18 protein-coding genes are annotated in these 20321 nt (G+C 56.8%); 7 read left to right on the top strand and 11 right to left on the bottom strand.

Annotated elements, in window-relative coordinates; translation table 11 throughout:
• Positions 1-4: 4 nt before the first annotated feature.
• Both Q0746_RS05020 and Q0746_RS05025 read right to left on the bottom strand, forming a co-directional pair.
• Positions 5-1219 carry a biopolymer transporter ExbB gene (locus Q0746_RS05020; protein ID WP_298257805.1) on the bottom strand — a complete coding sequence of 405 codons (1215 nt, stop codon included), beginning with the start codon at positions 1217-1219 and terminating at the stop codon, positions 5-7.
• A gap of 81 nt (positions 1220-1300) precedes the next feature.
• The gene (locus tag Q0746_RS05025) at positions 1301-1837 is read right to left on the bottom strand and encodes a gamma-glutamylcyclotransferase (RefSeq protein ID WP_298257807.1); all 537 of its coding nucleotides are present in this window, start codon (positions 1835-1837) and stop codon (positions 1301-1303) included.
• Between the two features lie 65 nt (positions 1838-1902).
• Here Q0746_RS05025 and Q0746_RS05030 point away from each other — a divergent pair, with 65 nt between their 5' ends.
• On the top strand, positions 1903-2904 hold the full coding sequence (locus Q0746_RS05030; protein ID WP_298257809.1) for a DUF2125 domain-containing protein: 1002 nt from the start codon (positions 1903-1905) through the stop codon (positions 2902-2904).
• Here Q0746_RS05030 and Q0746_RS05035 read toward each other — a convergent pair.
• The 4 genes from Q0746_RS05035 to Q0746_RS05050 form a co-directional block, all read right to left on the bottom strand.
• Positions 2901-3740 carry an extensin family protein gene (locus tag Q0746_RS05035; protein WP_298257811.1) on the bottom strand — a complete coding sequence of 280 codons (840 nt, stop codon included), beginning with the start codon at positions 3738-3740 and terminating at the stop codon, positions 2901-2903. The genes Q0746_RS05030 and Q0746_RS05035 overlap by 4 nt on opposite strands.
• On the bottom strand, positions 3737-4651 hold the full coding sequence (locus Q0746_RS05040) for a prephenate/arogenate dehydrogenase family protein (protein WP_298257812.1): 915 nt from the start codon (positions 4649-4651) through the stop codon (positions 3737-3739). The genes Q0746_RS05035 and Q0746_RS05040 overlap by 4 nt, the downstream gene beginning before the upstream one ends.
• Entirely contained in the window at positions 4652-5722 is a 1071-nt protein-coding gene (hisC, locus tag Q0746_RS05045) for a histidinol-phosphate transaminase (protein ID WP_298257813.1), read from the bottom strand.
• A 62-nt stretch (positions 5723-5784) separates the two neighbouring features.
• On the bottom strand, positions 5785-7962 hold the full coding sequence (locus Q0746_RS05050; RefSeq protein ID WP_298257814.1) for a primosomal protein N': 2178 nt from the start codon (positions 7960-7962) through the stop codon (positions 5785-5787).
• Between the two features lie 88 nt (positions 7963-8050).
• On the opposite strand from Q0746_RS05050, the gene fsa reads away from it, so the two are divergent.
• A complete protein-coding gene (fsa, locus tag Q0746_RS05055) occupies positions 8051-8704 on the top strand; it encodes a fructose-6-phosphate aldolase (protein ID WP_298257816.1) in 654 nt (217 codons plus the stop codon).
• Positions 8705-8806: 102 nt separating this feature from the next.
• Here the strand turns inward: fsa and Q0746_RS05060 are convergent, their stop codons facing one another.
• Together Q0746_RS05060 and Q0746_RS05065 are read right to left on the bottom strand one after the other, a co-directional pair.
• Positions 8807-8962 carry a hypothetical protein gene (locus Q0746_RS05060; RefSeq protein WP_298257817.1) on the bottom strand — a complete coding sequence of 52 codons (156 nt, stop codon included), beginning with the start codon at positions 8960-8962 and terminating at the stop codon, positions 8807-8809.
• Positions 8962-10071 carry a porin gene (locus tag Q0746_RS05065; protein WP_298257819.1) on the bottom strand — a complete coding sequence of 370 codons (1110 nt, stop codon included), beginning with the start codon at positions 10069-10071 and terminating at the stop codon, positions 8962-8964. Before Q0746_RS05065 ends, Q0746_RS05060 begins: the two co-directional genes overlap by 1 nt.
• A gap of 593 nt (positions 10072-10664) precedes the next feature.
• Between Q0746_RS05065 and Q0746_RS05070 the strand changes: the two genes are divergently transcribed.
• A complete protein-coding gene (locus tag Q0746_RS05070) occupies positions 10665-11612 on the top strand; it encodes a DMT family transporter (protein ID WP_298257821.1) in 948 nt (315 codons plus the stop codon).
• A 57-nt stretch (positions 11613-11669) separates the two neighbouring features.
• Here Q0746_RS05070 and Q0746_RS05075 read toward each other — a convergent pair whose 3' ends face one another.
• Entirely contained in the window at positions 11670-13550 is a 1881-nt protein-coding gene (locus Q0746_RS05075) for a PhoX family phosphatase (RefSeq protein ID WP_298257823.1), read from the bottom strand.
• Positions 13551-13736: 186 nt separating this feature from the next.
• Here Q0746_RS05075 and Q0746_RS05080 point away from each other — a divergent pair, with 186 nt between their 5' ends.
• The 4 genes from Q0746_RS05080 (at position 13737) to Q0746_RS05095 (ending at position 16877) form a co-directional block, all read left to right on the top strand.
• Entirely contained in the window at positions 13737-14438 is a 702-nt protein-coding gene (locus Q0746_RS05080) for a DUF484 family protein (protein ID WP_298257825.1), read from the top strand.
• Complete coding sequence (locus Q0746_RS05085) at positions 14438-15367, top strand: tyrosine recombinase XerC (RefSeq protein ID WP_298257827.1); 930 nt, start codon at positions 14438-14440, stop codon at positions 15365-15367. Before Q0746_RS05080 ends, Q0746_RS05085 begins: the two co-directional genes overlap by 1 nt.
• 111 nt (positions 15368-15478) lie before the next feature.
• Positions 15479-16066: a cytochrome P460 family protein gene (locus Q0746_RS05090; RefSeq protein WP_298257829.1), complete on the top strand. Its 588-nt coding sequence runs from the start codon at positions 15479-15481 to the stop codon at positions 16064-16066.
• A 115-nt stretch (positions 16067-16181) separates the two neighbouring features.
• Entirely contained in the window at positions 16182-16877 is a 696-nt protein-coding gene (locus tag Q0746_RS05095) for a CDP-alcohol phosphatidyltransferase family protein (protein WP_298257831.1), read from the top strand.
• Here the strand turns inward: Q0746_RS05095 and Q0746_RS05100 are convergent.
• Positions 16874-17338, bottom strand: a complete 465-nt coding sequence (locus tag Q0746_RS05100; RefSeq protein WP_298257833.1) for a methylated-DNA--[protein]-cysteine S-methyltransferase — start codon at positions 17336-17338, stop codon at positions 16874-16876. The two genes, Q0746_RS05095 and Q0746_RS05100, sit on opposite strands and share 4 nt — an antisense overlap.
• Before the next feature lie 3 nt (positions 17339-17341).
• A complete protein-coding gene (gene ileS, locus Q0746_RS05105; RefSeq protein WP_298257835.1) occupies positions 17342-20320 on the bottom strand; it encodes an isoleucine--tRNA ligase in 2979 nt (992 codons plus the stop codon).
• Between the last annotated feature and the right edge of the window lies 1 nt (position 20321).

The raw sequence follows: 20321 nt of genomic DNA on the forward strand, positions 1-20321 counted from the left end.
GGGGCTATTCCTCCTTCCCGTGATCCGGCAAACGGCGGGTATTGGAAGGGCGGCGTTCGCGGGTTAATTGACGCACTGCCTGTGTCACCTGAACCAAATCCGTATGCAGCTGGCCCATGCTTTCCTGCCGGCCAGAAGACATTTCTTCCAGTATCTTCAGCATCTGAACATCGATGGACCGCAACCGCATGCGGCTTTCCGGATCGATGTCATTGTCTGTGGTTTCTGCCAATTTGGCCAACAGTCGCTCTTGACCATCCGCGACACGATTTAGCGCATCTGTCGGATCGATGCTCATGTCCAGCCGGTTGGTCAATGTCGCGACCGCGCGGGTAAGGCTATCCAGCTTTTCCGCAGAGGCAACACGGCTGGCTTCCCCTTGTACAAATAGGCCTTGAAGACTGTCGATTTGCTCCACCATATGGTCAAGGACTGTGGCCACGACCCCTTGATCAAAACCGCCGCCGCCGTCGCCTTCCCCCGAGGAAAATCCGACGCGTGTGATGGTGGACAACCATTCTTCCATTTCACGGTAGAACCGGTTTTGCCCATGCCCCGCGAATAGCTCCAACAAGCCCACAACGAGTGACCCCGCAAGCCCCAGCAAAGAGGACGCGAAGGCCGTGCCCATGCCCGCAAGCTGGCTTTCCAACCCGTTCATCAGATCGCCAAAGACCTTAGCGCCGCTTTCACCTTCTTCAACATTCAACGACCGAATGGTATCCACAACACCGGGAATGGTGGTTGCCAATCCGTAGAACGTCCCCAGCAAACCCAGAAAAATCAACAGGTTAATGATGTACCGCGTTATATCACGCGCCTCATCCATTCGTGTGGCAACGGAATCCAAAATCGTGCGCGACGAGCCAGAACTGATCTGCATCCGCGCCCCGCGAGACCGCAACAACCCTGCCAAAGATGCAAGAAGAGTTGGAGCATGGGTCTTGTCGTGATCTGCGCGATCATGCGCGAAACTTTCGATCCACGACACGGACGAAATCAACTGCAGCACCTGCACAAAGCAGGCCAGAACGCCCGCAACAAACACCGACAGGATCACCCCGTTCAGATATGGATTGGCCAAAAACACCGAGCTGACGGACGGGTAAATCAGGTATCCGCCAAACGCTACAAGACCAAGGATGACCAACATCACCATGATCTGTCGCACAGGCTGGGTGAATTGCGGCGTGCGTTCCCGCTCGATTGGGGTGTCCATCAGTTTGCGGCCTCTGTCATGCTCGGACTTCTTTTTATTCAAGGCATGATAGGCGCGCACAGGCGGTTTTCAAAGGAATAACTAACCCGCCAGTTGCCGTACCCGCGTGACCAACCAATTCATGTCAGTATCTGTGATCTCGAAGGCATCAAGCTGCTGTGCTGTGTTATACAAATACTCGGTGTTGGGCCCACGCCCCCCAACCGCCTTGGCGATAACTTGGGCTTGCTGTTCCAGCTCCATCCCGCCGCAATACTGGATATGATCCCGCTCAATCACATAGCAAAGCGCAGGCACCTTGCGCCCGTCACGCAGCTCAAGGTCATGCACCTGTTCGACATAGGCGGCGGATACCAGTTCGCGTTCACGCAGATAAGCAAGCACCGCGTCACGTTCGTGATCTTTCACCCGCATGGCCACCCCATCGCAGGTGGTATCGGCCTCATCCAGCGCTAAAACCAGTCCCGGTTCCTCTTCGGAGCCGCGGTGGTGGATCGACCACATACAAAAAGAGCGGTGAAACCCGTCGAGCCGCGCCAGAACCTGCTCCTCAGGTTCAAACCCCGGGTTCCACATCAAAGAGCCGTAGCCAAATACCCAAAGAGGAGCGTCCGTCATGATCTGGTCCTTCTACCTTTGCGCCTGTAAACAACATCACGGGTTTCGGGAAAAGGACATTCCACATGCGTAAGTTGATCGTCGTCGTTTTGGTGGCTGCCACCGCATGGGCCGCCTATTGGGTTGTTGGGGCGACCGCGTCGCAAAAAGCAACCGTTGGCTGGCTGGACGCCCGTCGCGCAGAGGGGTGGCAGGTCGAATATTCGGACCTCAAGGTTCGCGGTTTTCCCAACCGGTTTGACACCACGATAACAGACATTCAGTTAACCGATCCCGAAACTGGGGTAAGCTGGTCTGCGCCGTTCTTTCAAATCTTCTCACTTAGCTATCAGCCTAACCATTTGATTGCCGCTTGGCCGAACTCTCAAAATTTGGCCACGCCGTTTCAAAAAATAGACATAAAAACCAATGCCATGACCGCATCGATTAAGGTTATGCCAAACAGCAAGCTAGAATTGGTCAACGCAACGTTGGTCGTCGAAGGCGCCGCCGTCTCTTCTAGCGAAGGGTGGAGCGCCGGAGCTGATAACATCAACTTCGCCATCAGGCAGACGGCTGACAAGGAAATGACCTATGACATCGCCGCGCAGGCCGACACGCTCCTTCCCAGCGAGGCCTTGCGGAAGGTTCTGGACGCCGGAGGCAATCTGCCCGATGCGATCGAAGGGTTCAGTTTCGACAGCGAAATCGGCTTCGCCCGTCCTCTTGATATTCGTGTGATTGAGCAAAACCGCCCAGACATAACCTCGCTCGATATCAAAGACGCGCGCGGCAGCTGGGGGGAATTACACCTTCGGGCCAAAGGAGACTTGGCCGTAGATACCACCGGTCACCCAAACGGCGAAGTCGCCATCAAAGCGCAAAACTGGCGTGAAATGCTGAACCTTGCGGTAAATGCTGGCGCTATGCCCGCCGAAGCCGCCCGCGCGGCCGAGCTGGGCTTAGGCTTTCTGGCGACCTTATCTGGTGCGGAAAATTCACTCGATGCACCGCTCAGTTTCTCGGACGGGCGCATCTTCTTAGGGCCCATCCCGATCGGATCAGCACCGAAGCTCAACCTACGCTAGCGGCAGTAAGTGCCGGAGCGGTATCGCGCGGTGTCAAAGTGAAAATGGTCTTGATGAAAGCGGTTTGCATTTGGCCCCAAAACGGTCCCAAACGGCCCGCAAGCTGCCTTGTGCATCTTCTTCAATGCCGGTCCGTTTTTCTTGCTGCGCCAGCCCTTTAGCACAGTCATCGATGAGCCATCCTTCAGGTTGATCGCTGCAATGTCCAAAGCGCGGCCTCTGCCGTGTTCTGAAATCTTCGCGCCCTTTTGATTGTTACGTGTCCTGCAATTGTAATGGGCCACAATTTTGAGGGATTTAACCCCTCCCCCGCGGCGCCCGACCGCAGGTTTCACGCCCTTATCCACCCATGTTTTCAGGGCTTTGGCCGTGTTACAATCGATCTTGGCATGCTGCGTCAAAGCAACGCCAGACACTTCCGTTATCTTCACCCCATTGTCCAAGCCGCACCCTTTGATCTTGGCCGGAATTCGGCTGATCTTTTCGCCGCGAATACTAGGGTCACCGCAGACGGACCCTTTCAGGCTTTTGGATACTTTCTTGGAGGGTTTCGCCGCAGGTCGCGATTTTGGCTTCTTCTTGAAGGCGTTTTTCAGCTGCGTTCCAAAGGTATTCGGGCGCACCGCATCTTGGCGTTCTGCCACCACTGTTTCCCCTCGCGCAAACGGGCGCAAGGAGCGGCGCGGTGCCAACGCAGACGCTGAAACTTCGACGATCACCGCCCGTTCTGGTGCGGGTGTTGCTGCCCCCTGACGGGGCAAGGGGCGCAGCGAGGTCGCAGTATTGGCCTGCGCCACCCCCGTCAGCAATACACTGGCCAACAACAGCCACTTCATTTCGCGTTACGCCCAAAGTTCGGTGCGTCGGTATCTTGACCCGCCTCAATAATGCCGCGTCGGATCGCACGGGTGCGGGTGAAGTAATCGTGCAAATGTTCTCCGTCGCCGGTGCGAATGGCCCGTTGCAGGGCAAACAGCTCTTCGGTGAACCGGCCAAGAATTTCCAAGGTTGCATCCTTATTCGACAAAAACACATCGCGCCACATTGTCGGGTCGGACGCCGCAATCCGCGTGAAGTCGCGAAAACCGGCAGCCGAATATTTGACCACTTCACTGTCAGTTACCCGCCCCAGATCATCAGCCACCCCAACCATCGTGTAGGCGATCAGATGCGGCGTATGAGAGGTAACGGCCAGAACCAAATCATGATGCGCAGGGTCCATCTCGTCCACGTTGGACCCCATCTGCTCCCAAAGTGTCTTGTAGCGGCTCAATACATCCGCGTCCGTGCCTTCAAGCGGGGTGAGCAAACACCAGCGGTTGTCAAACAGCTCTGCAAATCCAGAGGTTGGGCCAGACTGCTCGGTGCCCGCCAACGGGTGTGCGGGGATGAAGTCCACACCTTCGGGAAGATGCGGGGCGACCGCATCAATCACCGCGCCTTTGGTGGACCCAACGTCAGACACCAAGGCGCCGTGCTTCAATCCCGGCGCGATTTCGGCGGCGACAGCCCCCATGGCACCAACCGGCACGCAAAGAATTACCAGATCAGCATCTTTCACCGCCTCAACGGCGCTAGAAGCGATGCGGTCACACAAGCCAATGTCACGCGCCACCTTGCGGGTCTCGGCCGAGCGCGCATAGCCCACGACTTCCCCCGCCAGATCGGCTCGTTTCATCGCATGAAACAGGGAGCCGGCAATCAGCCCAAGGCCAATTACAGCCACACGATCATAGAGTTGGGCCATTTACAGCGCCTCCTTGATGGCCGCGACAACCTGCTTGCAGGCCTCTTCGGTCCCGACGGTAATTCGAATGCAGTCCGGCAGATTATACCCAGCCACCAAGCGCACAATCAGCCCCTTGGTTTTCAAATGCGCATCTATCGCTTCGGCCTGCGCCTGATCGTCAAATCGGGCCAAGATGAAATTCGCCTCTGACGGGTCAACTTTGACGCCAATGGCGTGCAGCTGCGCCGTCATCCAGTCGCGCATTCTGACGTTTTCCGCACGGCACCAATCCAGATAACCGGTGTCCCGCATGGCCATTTCCGCCGCCTTCAAGGCAGGGACGCTTAGATTGAACGGGCCGCGCACACGGTTCAATGTGTCAATGATCTCCTTGGGGCCGTAGCCGTAGCCAATCCGCAGCCCACCCAGCCCATAGGCTTTGGAGAAGGTGCGGGTCATGAAGACGTTGTCGCGCGCATCTATCACCGCCTGACCTGCGTCAAACCCTTCAACGAACTCTGCGTAGGCCCCGTCCAACACCAACAAGCACCCTTCGGGCAACCCGTCGGCCAAACGGGCGACTTCGGTTTCGTCAATCATTGTTCCGGTTGGGTTGTTGGGGTTTGCAACAAACACCAGTTTTGTACGCTCCGTCACTGCCGCAAGCAGTTTGTCGACATCCGTCCGGCGCTCCGTTTCGGGGGCCGCTACGGGGGAAGCCCCTGCGGCCAACGCAGAAATCCGGTACATGGAAAACCCGTGTTCGGTATGAAGCACCTCGTCCCCCGGCCCTGCGTAGGCGTAGCACAAAAAGGAGATAATTTCGTCAGAGCCAACCCCGCATGTGATGCGCTCGGGGTCCAAACCTTGCACATCGCCAATGGCGTGGCGTAGCGCGCTGTGATCGGTAGAAGGATACAAATGCAATTCGCCCGCAGCTTGCCGAAACGCATCCAAAGCCCGTTTGGACGGCCCATGTGGGTTTTCATTGGAAGAGAGTTTGATGACCTCCGAGACGCCCTCGATTTTCGAGGCTCCCGACTGGTAAAGATTGATATCCATGATACCTGGTTGTGGCGTCATCGTCATGTCAGTTGTCCCCAAAGTTCTGCTCGTTTTAACCAGCCAGATCGGGGTTGGAAAGGTCGGCTTTAAAAGAAGCTTTGCGGATCGATATCAACCTGCAAGCGCAAATCCCCCCTGAGACGGATTGGTCTGATCCATTCCGCGATGGCCCGTTGCAGCGGAGCGCCTTTCGGGGCTTTCACCAACAGGCGCACACGGTGGCGCCCACGGATACGCGCAATCGGGGCCGGAGCAGGCCCGTACACTTGTGCCCCGACCTGCTTGAGCGCCCTGTCATTGCGAGCCAACGTGTTGCCCAGATCGAAAACCGGTGCCGCTTCAGGACCGGACAGGATCACGCCGGCCATTCGCCCGTAGGGGGGCATACCTGCTTGCTCTCGCTCTGCGGCCTCGGCCCGCCAGAAGGCCTCCTCATCCCCGTTCAGGATCGAGGTGATCACCGGATGCTCGGGCTGAAACGTTTGCAGCAATGCCGTGCCCCGCTTGGTTGACCGCCCTGCCCTGCCTGCAACCTGACGCATCAGCTGAAAGGTCTTTTCCGCGGCGCGAAGGTCCGACCCCTGCAGCCCCAAATCCGCGTCAATCACGCCGACCAAGGTCAGTTGCGGAAAATTATGCCCCTTGGCAACCAATTGGGTCCCGATGATGATATCCGCCCCGCCCTGAGCAATTGCCTCAATATGCGCCTTCAGCTCCCGAGACGTCCCATAAAGATCGGAGGAGAGAACGACCACACGGGCGTCGGGAAACAACTCGGCCAATTCCTCGCCCATGCGCTCCACTCCTGGGCCGATGGGGGCCAAACGGTCTTCGGCCTTGCAAGAAGGGCAGGCTGTGGGCATGGGTTCGGTTTCGCCGCATTGGTGGCACATCAAACGTTTGAGAAACCGGTGCTCCACCATCCGCGCGTCGCAATCCTTGCACACGATCTGATGCCCGCAAGCCCGACATAGCGTCGTTGGCGCGTAGCCACGACGGTTGAGGAAGACCAACGATTGTTCGCCTTTTTCGATCCGTTTCGCGATTTCGCGCTGCAAGGTCGGTGACACCCAGCGTGCGCTTGGCAAATCTTCACGGCGCATATCAATGGCGCGCATCTCGGGGAGGACCGCATCCCCAAAGCGCGACGTCAGCTCAACCCGCGAATACTTCCCCGCCTCGGCATTGGCCCAAGTTTCCAGCGACGGCGTGGCCGAGGCCAGAACCACCTGCGCCCCACAAAGTGAGGCCCGCAAAACGGTCATGTCACGGGCGTTATACAGTACGCCCTCTTCTTGTTTGTACGAATTGTCGTGCTCTTCATCGACCACGATCAGCCCCAAATCACGGTAAGGCAGGAACAACGCAGACCGTGCCCCGACCACCAGCTCCGCACCGCCATCTGCAACCATCCGCCAAACGCGACGGCGTTCCGTCATGGTCACCCCCGAATGCCACTCGGCGGGGCGTGCGCCGAAACGTTCTTCTACTCGGGTAAGGAATTCTGAGGTTAAAGCGATCTCCGGCAACAGCACCAAAGCCTGCCGCCCACGGCGCAAACAGGCTGCAACGGCCTCAAGATACACTTCCGTTTTGCCTGATCCGGTCACGCCTTTTAGCAATGTTGTCGAATAGCCGACGCGGTCCAGCGCGGCGACGGCTGAGGCCTGATCCTCTGTTAGCTCTTTTCCTGGTCTTGATGGGTCCAACGCGGCAAAGGGCAAATCTCGCGGGCTGTCCTCTTCGCGCACGGCCCCAAGTGTGGCCAAGCCTTTGACGACCGATGTGCCAACACCTGCTTGCTCAGCCAGTTCCTTCAAGGTGAATGACAGCCCGCCGAATTCTTCGAGCACCGCCAGCACTTTTTCGCGCGCGGGGGTCATGCGGTCGACCTCGCCAGTTCCCATGCGGAAGATTTTGCGCATGGCCGGCGGATCACCCAACCCCGGCGACCGCGTCGCCAAACGCACCATCGCAGTGAGAGGCGTCAGCGTATAAGCCCCCGCCCGTGTCAGGAAATCACGCATCTCTTCGCGCATCGGCGGCACATCCAGCACCCGAATAACTGAACGTGTTTTTGAGTAGTCGTAATCGCCTTTTCCTGCGCCCCATATGACGCCCAGCACCTTGCGCGGCCCCAGCGGCACTTCGACAAATGCCCCCAAATGGCAACCACCTTCTGGGGCTTTATAGTCCAGCATGCGGTCCAATGGCTGGGTGGTGACAACCCCCACCAAATCGCCTTCATGGAAAAACCCGCTCACGACTGCCCTTTCACCGTTTGCCCTCACCTACGCAATTGAGGTAAAGCCACACTTAACCAGCCCCAACGCCCACCGAAAGGCATAGCCCATGAAATTCTTCGTAGACACCGCAGAAATTGACGACATCAAGGACCTGAACGCCTTGGGTATCGTGGACGGGGTAACGACCAACCCGTCGCTGATTGCAAAATCCGGCCGTGACATTCTGGAAGTGACCAAAGAGATTTGCTCAATTGTTGATGGGCCTGTGTCCGCTGAAGTCGTCGCCCTGAACGCCGACGACATGATCGCGGAAGGCCGCAAACTGGCAAAAATCGCAGACAACATCGCCGTGAAAGTGCCTTTGACATGGGACGGGTTGAAAGCCTGTAACGTGCTGACCAACGAAGGCCATATGGTCAATGTGACGCTTTGCTTCTCGGCCAACCAAGCGCTGCTGGCGGCCAAAGTGGGCGCGACGTTCATTTCTCCGTTCATCGGCCGTTTGGATGACTTGAACCTAGACGGCATGGAGCTGATCGCGGACATTCGCAATATGTACGACAACTACGGCTTCGAGACGCAGATCCTCGCGGCCTCCATCCGGTCGGCCAACCACATGTCCGATTGCGCGGCCATCGGTGCAGATGTGGCGACCGCGCCACCTGCGGTTATCAAGAAGATGGCCGATCACGTTTTGACCGACAAAGGCCTTGATGGCTTTATGAAAGACGTCGCCAAAGCCAACATCAAGATCGTCTAAGCCCTTTGGCCTGAACGCACCAAATGCCCCAACCCAGAGGAAATGAAAAAAACTCTGGGTTGGGGTCTGCAAAGCCTCTCGAGGGATAAGCTTTACAATTTCTTAGAACTTGCGGGAAAACTCCCCGCTCGCACCGGACAACAGCCCACGACCTTCGGGGATGTCATCAATTGCGCGCAAAGCCTCGCGGTCAAGACCGCTGGAGCCTGAGCAGGCCGACACGGCCAACAGCAAAGCAACTGCAAACACCGCTCGCATTAGAACTTCAACCGTGCACCGGCGAGAACTGCCGTGACATCTTGGAACTGCGATCCCGGGCGATCCAGCTCGTAATTGCGCACGCCAAGGTAAAGATCGGTTCCGATTGCGTCGATATGTTGAACGGCGGCAATCCCGTAGCTTGTGGCCTCGTCGCCAACGGCAGCCACATCATCGCTGACCGAGTAGTCGATGGAGAATGCCGTCGCCCCTAGGTTTGAGATTGCAGTCGTTTGATACCCGACTTTGACATAGCCGAACTTGGTGTCCCGCAGGTCCGTCGCCAGTTCGCGATCCCGCGAACCGCCCGCCAGCGTCAGGCTCAGGCCAGTGTCTTGGTGCAGCAATGACACCGAGCCGTTGACCGTTTCGTCGTCTGCGGCATCAACCGAGTAAGCCAAGGCCGCGCCAACTTTGAACGCACCCAAAGTGCTGTTGTAGCGGGCAGCCACATCGTAGATCCCGTCAGACCCAACAGAGCCGGACAAAGTCACACCGCCAAAGGAGGGCGCGTCATACCGCACACGGTCCTGACGGCTCAGCCCGTCCAGATTGGTCACAACACTGCCGACACTGACCGTCGTCAAGGCATTGGCGCTGTCGCGGAACAAAATGCCGCCTGCGAAGTCTGCAACACCGGAATATGCAACGATGGATGTGCCGGACAGATCAACCTCTGACGTAGAATTCGACGCGGTATCGCCTTGGCCGACGGTCAACCGCCCGAATTTGTCGTTCTCGAAGAACAGCTCCAGCTTTCTCTCGGACAAGAACGAAGACCCGCCGCCGGTGTTCTGTGTGATCTGGTTTACACTCGCTGTGGAATTGCTTTCGGCTTGGATTTCGATGTTTACCCCAGCCGTCCAACCATCGCCAAAGTCACCTTCGCCGGTAAAGCGAAAGCGCGTGGAGGAGTTGTCGTTATCAACAAAGAACGTCTCGCTGCTGACGCCATCATCTGCAAACAAGACGCCGCGGTTTACCTGCCCCGAGAAGCTCAGGCGGATGCCGGTATTGGCGCTGCCGACAGTTTTCCCGCTTTCTTCAGCGAAACTGGGTAGGCTGCTCACGGCCAAAGCACTGGCCGTCACTAATAGTAATGATCTCATATCGTCCTCGATTTTCAAGTTGTCCGTGACTGGAACGAGGAGAATTTAGACCGCCAGCAATCGCCTTGGATGTAGCGGCAAGGCAACCACACAAACGTATAGGTCAAGCAATTGAAAAATATAAAGAACACAAAGGAATTAGATGTAAGTTTCTTGCCAAATGAACTCACATCTCGGAGGCTCGATCAGTCGTGAATCCTAGCCCAAAACATGTGAACTTTTCGGGTCCATTCGGGGCCCCAAATTTCGCCTGTTTTTCGTCAGGTCTTTCCTTGTATGACGCAAAATTTTGGCGGGCAGCTTCACAAGCATTTACGAACACGTCAGTGAAGCGTGATTTCAATCACAGAAACCCAGATGCAAGCGAATTTTCTGCGCTATAGCGCACCGATTAATCAGCTACAACGCACAGAAACTATTAGAATCAACTTCGATATACCAATCAAGGAACGCTTCTTGTCTCTGAAAGGCGTCGGTTAAAACTCGGGCGCCAATCGGGGGCCAATCGGGGACCAATAGGGATTGCGGGTCCCTCCGCTACGTCAAAACAATTGCCTATGGACCGCGCCGCACCCCTCCCCTAGCGTTCCCAAATGAGACTTTCCTCCACCACGCTTGGCCCGCTTTTCGCCTCCATCGCCGTCACGCTTTTTGCGTTGAACGACGTGACGATGAAATTTTTGTCGGGCGGCTATGCGTTGCACGAATTGGTTCTGATCCGCTCCGTCGTTGGCCTGGCGGTGGTGTTGCTTTTCATGGCCCCCTTTGAAGGAGGTTTGCCCGCATTGAAAACCAAGCGGCTGGGGGCACAAATGTTGCGGGCTGGCTTAGTGTTTTTCGCCAATATGACCTTTTTCCTTGGGCTCTCGGTGTTGCCCTTGGCAGATGCCGTGGCTTTGTTCTTCGTGTCGCCCTTTTTGATCACCATTTTTTCGGTGCTTTTCTTGGGAGAAACGGTCGGGCCACGTCGCTGGGCTGCCGTAGGGGTAGGGTTGATGGGTGTCTTGATTATTTTGCGACCGGGGGCGGCCAGCTTCCAGTTGGCGTCGCTCCTACCCGTTTTCGCGGCATTCGGATATGCGGGGCTTCACATCATGACACGGTATCTACGCGACACCGAGACCACGGTGTCTATGGTGTTCTACATTCAACTGACCTTCATCCTCGCCAGCCTTGCCTTCGGGCTTGTCCTCGGGGACGGGAAGTTTTACGCGAGCAGTCCAGCCTCACTAGAATTTCTCATGCGTCCTTGGGTTTGGCCCAGCGCGCCTGACCTCCCCTATATTTTGACGCTTGGGCTATTTGCAGCGGTCGGGGGCTACTTCATTTCATTGGCGTATCGCACCGGAGAGGCCGCGCTGGTCGCCCCCTTTGAGTATCTGGCTTTGCCCTTATCGATCGTGTTGGGAATTCTCATGTTCGATGAATGGCCCGATGTCGTGGCATGGATCGGCATCGCCTTGATCCTTGGCTCCGGCCTGTACACCGTTTGGCGCGAACACCAATTGGCCAAGCGGCAACGCCCGAAACGCGAAAGCTAACATAAAATGGGGCCGCCCCGAGAAGGAGCGGCCCACTGTTTGGTCATTGGAAATTTCTTAGCCGATCACTGCGTTGTCGTCGCGTTTGACCGCAATAACCGTAGAGCGCGCCAGCTTCCCTTCCCCATCTGGGAAAGGCGCAGAGGGGTGTTGGATGCCCACGAACATTGTGCGTTTGTCGGCAGACCATGTCAGTCCCGTCACTTCGGACCCGTTTGGCCCTGTCAGGAACCGCTCAATCTGGCCAGTAACCGGATCGCCCGCTAGCATCTGGTTGTTGCCCATGCCCTCAAACGCGCCCTCGTTGTCGTCATCCCCATCCGTCTGGATCCACAAGATACCGGTGCTGTCGAACTGCATCCCATCTGGCGAGTTGAACAAGTTGCCCTCATTGACGTTTTCAGAGCCCTTGTTCAGCCCTTCGCCAACCTTCGGGTTGCCCGCCATGACATAAAGATCCCAAGTGAAGCCGTCGCTCGCGTGGTTCTCATCTTCGGGGTACCAACGCACGATCTGGCCGTATTTGTTGGCTTCGCGCGGGTTCGGGCCACCGACCGGCGTGTCATCCCCACCGGCGTTGGTCTTCAAGCCGCGGTTTTTGTTGTTGGTCAGGGCGCAATAGGCTTCGACCGAAACAGGGTTCACTGCGACCCATTCAGGACGGTCCATCGTGGTCGCCCCTACTTTCGACGCAGCAACGCGAGTCATAATGCTGATCTCGGGTTTTCCCATGCCGGTGGTTTCAGGGGTCAAAGCAATCCACTGGCCTTTGCCGTCTTCGTTGAACTTGGCCACATAGAGCTGGCCTTCAACAAGCAAGTCTGAAGTGTCGCCGCCCGGAGTGTACACGCCATCAGAGACATATTTGTACAAGAACTCCCCGCGCTCATCATCCCCAAGATACACGACAACGCGACCGTCGGGGGCCAATACACAGGCTGCGTTCTCATGCTTGAAACGGCCCAACGCAGTGTGCTTGATCGGGGTCGATGTCGGGTCGGCAGGGTCAATTTCAACGATATAGCCAAACCGGTACGGCTCGTTTGGAGTCTTCGCCAAATCGTAGCGCGCATCGAACTTTTCGTAGGCGTAGCGGCTTTCGGTTTTAATGCCATAGCGGCCGAAGTCTTCAGGCAATGTCACGTCTTGGTCCGTGGACCCGAAGTAGCCGTTAAAGTTCTCTTCGCAGGTCAGATAAGTGCCCCAAGGCGTCTTGCCGCCGCCACAGTTGTTCATGGTGCCCAGAACTTCAATGCCTGCGGGGTCCGCGTCCGTTTTCAACAAATCATGCCCTGCCGCTGGGCCGGAAATCTTCATCGGAGTGTTCTGGTGAATACGGCGGGTGAACGGGCTGTCTTTGACGATGTCCCATCCGTTGTCCCCTTCTGACACTTCCATGACGGTCACGCCTTGCAGATTTTGCAACTTGCGCACGTCTTGTGCTGACGTCGGCACGCCGCCCTCATTGTTAGGCAGGTTGATCTTCGGGTTCACATACTCATGGTTCACCGCAATCAGCTGGTGGCCACCAACAAAGAAGGCCTCCATGCCATCGGTGTTCTCGCCAAAGACTTTGTCGGATGTCTCAAACGAGCCCCCCGTGGCGTGATCCAGATCATCCAGACCAGAGAACAACGGCTGTCCCCATTTGGCCACTGGCTTCCAGCTATACCCCTCTGGCACATGCACTGTGAAATCTGTCTGGATTGGGAGCGGTTTAAACGCGATCCGCGACGTGGCGGCTTCGGCGGTGCTGCCCAGCAAGGAGGCGGTCCCCATGACGGCCGCCCCAGACCCAAAGGCCAATGCGCCAGACAGAAACCCGCGACGTGAAAGTGCGCCTTCCACAACCGCGTCGAAGCCAGTTTCTTCGGCGGTTGGGCGTTGCAGTTCGTCCCATTCGTCCCAAGACAGTTCGGATGTATCAATATCGTTCATGGCGGCTTCCCTCTAGGTGGCTCAGATTGTTTCCGAGGGGGACCATAGGCGCGGCGATTATCGGCTTTGTGACAGGGGTGATTCAGATTTGTGACACAGACAATTGCAGGTAATCAGAGCGTGGAAAAAGCAGAACACATGGGTTATAGTCATTCAAAACAAAGCCCAAAACATAAGGCATTGAGCATGATTGAGCAGGTCGAAGTGCTGGACGCGCTGCGCAACAAAATTCTATCAGATCCAGAAGTTATTCTGGAAGATCAAGACCTTATGCGGGCGCTGATCGACGCAAACGAACGCACCCTCGGGGGCAATATCGTTGATCTTCGTGGAATCGCGATGGAACGGTTGGAAAGCCGTCTCGACCGGCTGGAGGACACCCATCGCTCCGTCATCGCAGCGGCCTATGAAAACTTGGCGGGTACGAACCTTATCCAAAACGCTATTTTGAAGGTGCTGGAGCCGACCGACTTCCCCGCCTTCCTAACCACCCTGTCGGGTGACCTTCTGGAATCACTGCGCGTGTCACGTCTGCGGCTGATCTTGGAATCCAAAGAACACCAAAGCCCGTCAATCGGGTTTGAAGATGTCTTGTCAATTGTCGAGCCGGGCGTCGTCGATCACTACATCACGGCTGGGCGCGACATTCACGTCCGCCCTGTAAGCCTGCGGCAGGTGTCGCCCGCATCCGAAGACGTCTATGGCGACAATGCCGCCTACATCAAATCCGAAGCTTTGCTGCGACTGGATTTGGGCGAAGGACGCCTTCCCGGATTGCTGGTCATGGGGTCCGAAGATCCACATCAGTTCCGCCCCAACCAAGGCACCGATCTGCTGACCTTCTTTGGTGCCGCGTTTGAGCGGGCGATCAAACGCTGGCTGGCATAATGCTTATTTCTCCAGCCTGCCGCGATGCGTTGGAAGGCTGGCTGACCCATCGCAGGGCGCTTGATGGCGTGGCCGAAAACACCATCGAGGCCTATCGCAGCGATGTATTGGGCTACCTCAATTTCATCACCGCCCATTTCGGAGATAGCACAGGTCTGAAACCGCTGGCGAAGGTCAAACCCACCGACATGCGCGCGTGGATGGCCCACGAACGCAAGCGTGGGGTTGCCGCAAGATCGTTGGCCCGCGAGCTATCCTCGGTCAAAAGCTTCTATCGCTGGCTGGCCGAACGCGAAGGCTTCGAGCCCACCGCCGTTCTTGCGACCCGATCCCCAAAATTTCAAAAGAAGCTCCCGCGCCCCTTGGCCATTGATGCAGCCCGCGCCATGATTGACACTGTCGAGACGCAAGCCAGCAAGGATTGGGTCGCCAGCCGAGACGCCGCAGTTCTGACCTTGCTTTATGGTTGCGGGTTGCGGATTTCGGAGGCCCTTGGCCTAACCTTCAAGGACGCCCCCCTGCCAGATGTCATCCGCATTGTCGGCAAAGGCGGCAAGGAACGCGTCGTGCCAGTGATCGACCCCGCACGCAGGGCCGTGGATCGCTACTTGGGCATGCAGCCCTTTCCCATGCAGCCTGATGATCCGCTGTTTCGTGGCGTGCGTGGCGGGGCTCTTAGCCCTCGGTTGATCGCCAAGGCCATGGAAACTGCGCGCATGCAGCTGGGTCTTCCTGCAACTGCCACGCCGCATGCTATGCGCCATTCTTTCGCGACCCATTTGCTGGAGGCCGGCGGTGATCTGCGATCGATCCAAGAATTGCTAGGTCACGCCTCCCTTGCTACCACCCAAGCCTATACCGCCGTCGACACCGCGCGACTGATGGAAGTCTATGACAACGCCCACCCCAAAGGGCGTAAACACGGGTAATTGAACCAATACCTCACGCCTTTGTGTCCAATCGTTTGGAAACTTTTATTGGCAAACACCCCCTACTCCTGCGACAAACTGTCAACGCTAGTATCTCGGGAGAAAGACCACATGACCATTCGCACCTTCATCGCCGCGGCGACCACTGCAACGGCCCTCATGGCCACCGCCGCAAGTGCAGCCGATTGCGCCATCGACGTAGAAGACGCGTTTGACCTTGAAGCGGCACAGATTGACGAAATCTATGCCTGCCTGAATGACGCGATGGTCGAAGGCTACGCCAAGGAAGGCGATGAGATCGGTTCAAACTTCCGCTCTTGGACCGCAACAGCGACCCGCCCTGCCGTCGCAGGCCCACACGGCAACCGTCTGCTCAACACATTCGCCAATGATATCGCCGCAGAGCAATATCTGAAGTTCGAAGAAGAAGGCGTGAAAATGCCGGTCGGCTCGATCTTGGCAAAAGAATCAATCAGCCTTTCCATCAAGAAGAAGAAGGCCCGCGTAGGTCCTTTGTTCCTCATGACAAAAATGGAAGAAGGCTCGATCCCAGAAACAGCTGACTGGCTGTATGCCGGCATTCAGCCGAACGGCAAGGTTATGAAGGTAAAGCAAAGCTTCTGCCATGATTGTCACTCCAGCTATTCGGATCAGGACATGCTGGGGTACCCGCTCGAGGAAGTGCGCGTCAGCAACTAAATCGATCCTATCAGTCTACACCAAAAGGCGCGTCCACATGGGCGCGCCTTTCTGCTGTGCGGGACTTCCTGCTCAAAGACTTTACAAGATGCGTCATTTTGGGCCATGAGGGGCCATGACACCTCAAATCAAAGCCCTCTCTGTCCACCTTCTAACTGCAACCGGCGCCGTTTTTGCGATGCTGGCAATGTTGGCAGCCGTGGACGAGAAATGGTCGCTTATGTTCTTATGGCTGGTCGTGGCCTTCGGCGTGGATGGCATTGATGGGCCTTTGGCGCGGAAATATAATGTAAAACAACACGCCCCACAGTTTGACGGCGTTTTGCTGGACATGATTATCGACTACCTGACCTATGTCTTTATTCCCGCCTTTGCCTTGTTCAAGTCGGGGATATTCGAGGGCTGGACCGGATGGTTCGTGATCATCGTCATCACCTTTGCCTCTGCGATGTATTTTGCTGATACACGCATGAAAACAAAAGACTATTCCTTCTCTGGATTTCCGGGGTGCTGGAACATGGTGGCCATCGTTGTGTTCGCCCTGCAGCCAAACTTTTGGATTATTCTGGCGCTGGTCACTGTGTTGGCCGTTGCGATGTTCATCCCGTTCAAATTCGTCCATCCCGTGCGCACCCAGCGCTGGCGGACCGTTACCTTGCCGATGGCCTTGGCGTGGACATTCTTTGCCGGTTGGGCTGCATGGGTAAACTTCGACTCTCAAAGCTGGGCGCACTGGGGGTTGATCGTTACCTCTGTCTACTTGCTGTTTGCGGGCGTGGCTCAACAAGCGCTGTACGGAAAAGACGGCTAGATCAGCAGTGAGGCCGCGCCCTCAAGCTTTAGCAACTCAACCTTTGCATCCACCCCGCCTGCGCCTGAAAACCCGCCCAATCCATTCGCCCCCAAAACGCGGTGACATGGAATAAGAATAGCGATCGGATTTGCCCCACAGGCCTGCCCGATGGCTTGCGCAGACACCGCAAGCTCGCCTGCCAAATCGCCGTAGGTGCGTGTCTCGCCGTAGGGAATGGCGCACAGGGCTCGGTAAAACCTTTGCTGAAACTCGGAGCCGCGCGGGCTCAACGGCAGATCAAACGCCTGCAGGTCACCGGCGAAATAGGCCTTCATCTGGGAAACGGCCTCCCCCAAGACACCGTCACGTATGATCTGGCCGGAGTCGTTCCACTCCAGCTCGATGATTGCGCCGTCCCGCTCTATCAAAGTCAGCGGTCCGACGGGGCTATCAAGCCGTGCTTTCGCCCCGTCGCTCATTGTTTACTCCAACGCCGTGTCGCAGCGCTGGCAAACACCATCGTGGCTGTGCTTGCCAACATCTGGCAAAATTTTCCAGCAACGTTGGCATTTGTCGCCTTCTGCTTTGCCAAACACAACGCCCACGTCCGCGGTGTCTTCCAGCGTGAACGCATCTGCCGGAGGTGTGTCGGTGGACACCGTGATGACAGAGGTGATGCACATGTCATCAAATGCGATGGTGTCCAGAACCTTTGCCACCTCGGCCGTCACAAAGACCGTAGGCCCTGCTTCTAGAGAAGACCCGATGACTTTCGCAGTCCGCTCTACCTCCAAAGCCCCAGTCACCACGCGTCGCACTTTGCGCACGGTGGCCCATTTGGCCGCCAGTTCCGCGTCCCGCCAGTCGCTTGGAGTCTCGGGGATATCGGTCAGGTGAATGGAAGAATCCTCGCCTGAGAAGCGCTCAAGCCAGATTTCTTCACAAGTGAACACCAAGATCGGTGCCAGCCACGTGGTCAGGCGGTGGAACAAGATGTCCAGAACCGTACGCGCTGCGCGGCGGCGTTCTGTGTCGCCGTCACAATACAAGGCGTCCTTGCGGATATCGAAGTAGAACGCCGACAAATCGACCGTCGCGAAGGTAAAGATCGCTTGGAATACGCCTTGGAAGTCGAATTTCGCGTAGCCGTCACGCACCACCTCGTCCAGCTCCGACAGGCGGTGCAAAATCCAGCGTTCCAGTTCCGGCATGTCTGCAGGATCCATGCGGTCGGCTTCGGTGAAGTCGTTCAGAGAGCCAAGCATGAAACGCATCGTGTTGCGCAGACGACGGTAGCTATCGGCCACACCTTTGAGGATTTCGTCCCCGATGCGCTGATCCTGCGTGAAGTCAGTTTGTGCAACCCAAAGGCGCAAAATGTCGGCGCCATATTGCTGCACGATCTTCTCTGGCACGATGGTGTTGCCGATGGACTTGGACATCTTCATGCCCTTCTCATCCAACGTAAACCCATGGGTCACAACATTGCGGTACGGCGCGCGCCCAGTGGTTCCGACCGATTGCAACAGCGACGAGTGGAACCAGCCACGGTGCTGGTCGGTGCCTTCCATGTAGACATCTGCGATGCCGTCCTCGGAGCCGTCTTCGCGGTCGCGCAGGGTAAAGGCATGGGTACAGCCGGAATCGAACCATACGTCCAGAATGTCCATGACTTGAACGTAATCATCTGGGTTAACGATGCCGCTCAAGAAGCGCTCTTTCGCACCATCTTTGTACCAAGCATCCGCGCCCTCGACCTCAAATGCCTCTAGGACACGAGCGTTCACCTCTTCGTTGCGCAGCAAGAAGTCATCCGCGTCAGGCAAAGCCCCTACTTTGGTGAAACATGTCAGCGGCACGCCCCATGCCCGTTGGCGTGACAACACCCAGTCCGGGCGCGCCTCCATCATCGAGTGCAAACGGTTGCGGCCGGACTGCGGCGTCCATTTCACGTTGTCGATCTCGGTCAACGCGCGTTCCCGAATGGTCTTGCCAAACTGATCTTGCTTATCGCCGACTTCGCGGTCAATCGCGGCAAACCATTGCGGCGTGTTGCGGTAGATGACAGGTGCCTTGGAGCGCCACGAATGCGGGTAGCTATGCGTCAAACGCCCGCGCGCCATCAGAAGATTACCCGAGGCCAGCACCTCGATCACGGCCTTATTCGCATCACCCTCTTTGCCATTGGGTTTGAGAATGCGCTTGCCGCCAAACAGCGGCAGGTCAGCGCGGTAAGACCCGTCTTCCATGATGTTGTAAGTCATAGGCAGGCCAAATTTTACGCCAATTTGGTAATCGTCGTCACCGTGGCTTGGAGCCGTGTGCACAAAGCCGGTACCCGCGTCTTCAGTGACGTGATCGCCTGGAAGAAGGGGGACGTCATAGTCCCATTCACCTGCCCCATTCGGCACGCCGCGCAGCGGATGCTTCAGGGTCAAGGCTTCCAAAACGGCCGGTGATGCGTCGCGCATGCGCTCAAATCCGTCTACGCGCGCTTGGCCAAAGATGGCCTCTGCCAAGGTATCTGCCACGAGGTATTTTTCGCCGACCTTCGCCCAGTTGTCTTCGGCAGCTTCCGTCACCTTATACAAGCCGTAGCTGATCTTTGGCCCGAAACACACCGCGCGGTTTTGCGGGATGGTCCAAGGTGTCGTGGTCCAGATCACAACATTGGTGTTGGCAAACTCGGCGCCAATTTCTTGTGCGGCTGCGGATGTTTTGCTGTCGTCCCCGCCGGTGATCTCGGTCACCAAAGCCTCTGTCCCCGCGAGGCCCACAACAGGGAATTTCACCCAAATCATATCGGACTTGTGATCGTGGTATTCGACCTCAGCCTCAGCCAATGCGGTTTTCTCAACAGGTGACCACATCACCGGCTTTGAGCCTTGATATAATGTGCCGTTCATCAAGAACTTTTGGAACTCTTCCGCAATCACGCGCTCGGCGTGGAAATTCATCGTCAGATATGGGTCATCCCAGTTGCCCGTGATGCCAAGCCGCTTGAATTCATCGCGCTGGATATCCACCCAGCCCGCAGCAAACTCGCGACATTCTTGGCGAAACTCGACCACGTCAATGGCGTCTTTGTCTTTGCCCTTGTTGCGGTATTTCTCTTCGATCTTCCATTCGATCGGCAGGCCGTGACAGTCCCAACCCGGAATATAACGTGCGTCAAAACCCATCATTTGATGCGACCGCACGATCATGTCTTTGATCGTCTTGTTCAACGCGTGGCCGATATGCAGGTGGCCATTGGCATAGGGCGGGCCGTCGTGCAGGGTAAACGGCTTACGGGTTTCGGTTTTCGCCTTCTCGCGCAATTGGTCATAGACGCCAATCTTCGCCCAACGCTCCAGCCAACCGGGCTCCCGCTTGGGCAGGCCCGCACGCATTGGGAAATCGGTTTTTGGCAGGTTCAACGTGTCTTTGTAGGAAATGGTCTCAGGGGTATCGGCGCACATG

The organism is uncultured Litoreibacter sp. (assembly GCF_947487515.1).
GTDB lineage: Bacteria > Pseudomonadota > Alphaproteobacteria > Rhodobacterales > Rhodobacteraceae > Litoreibacter.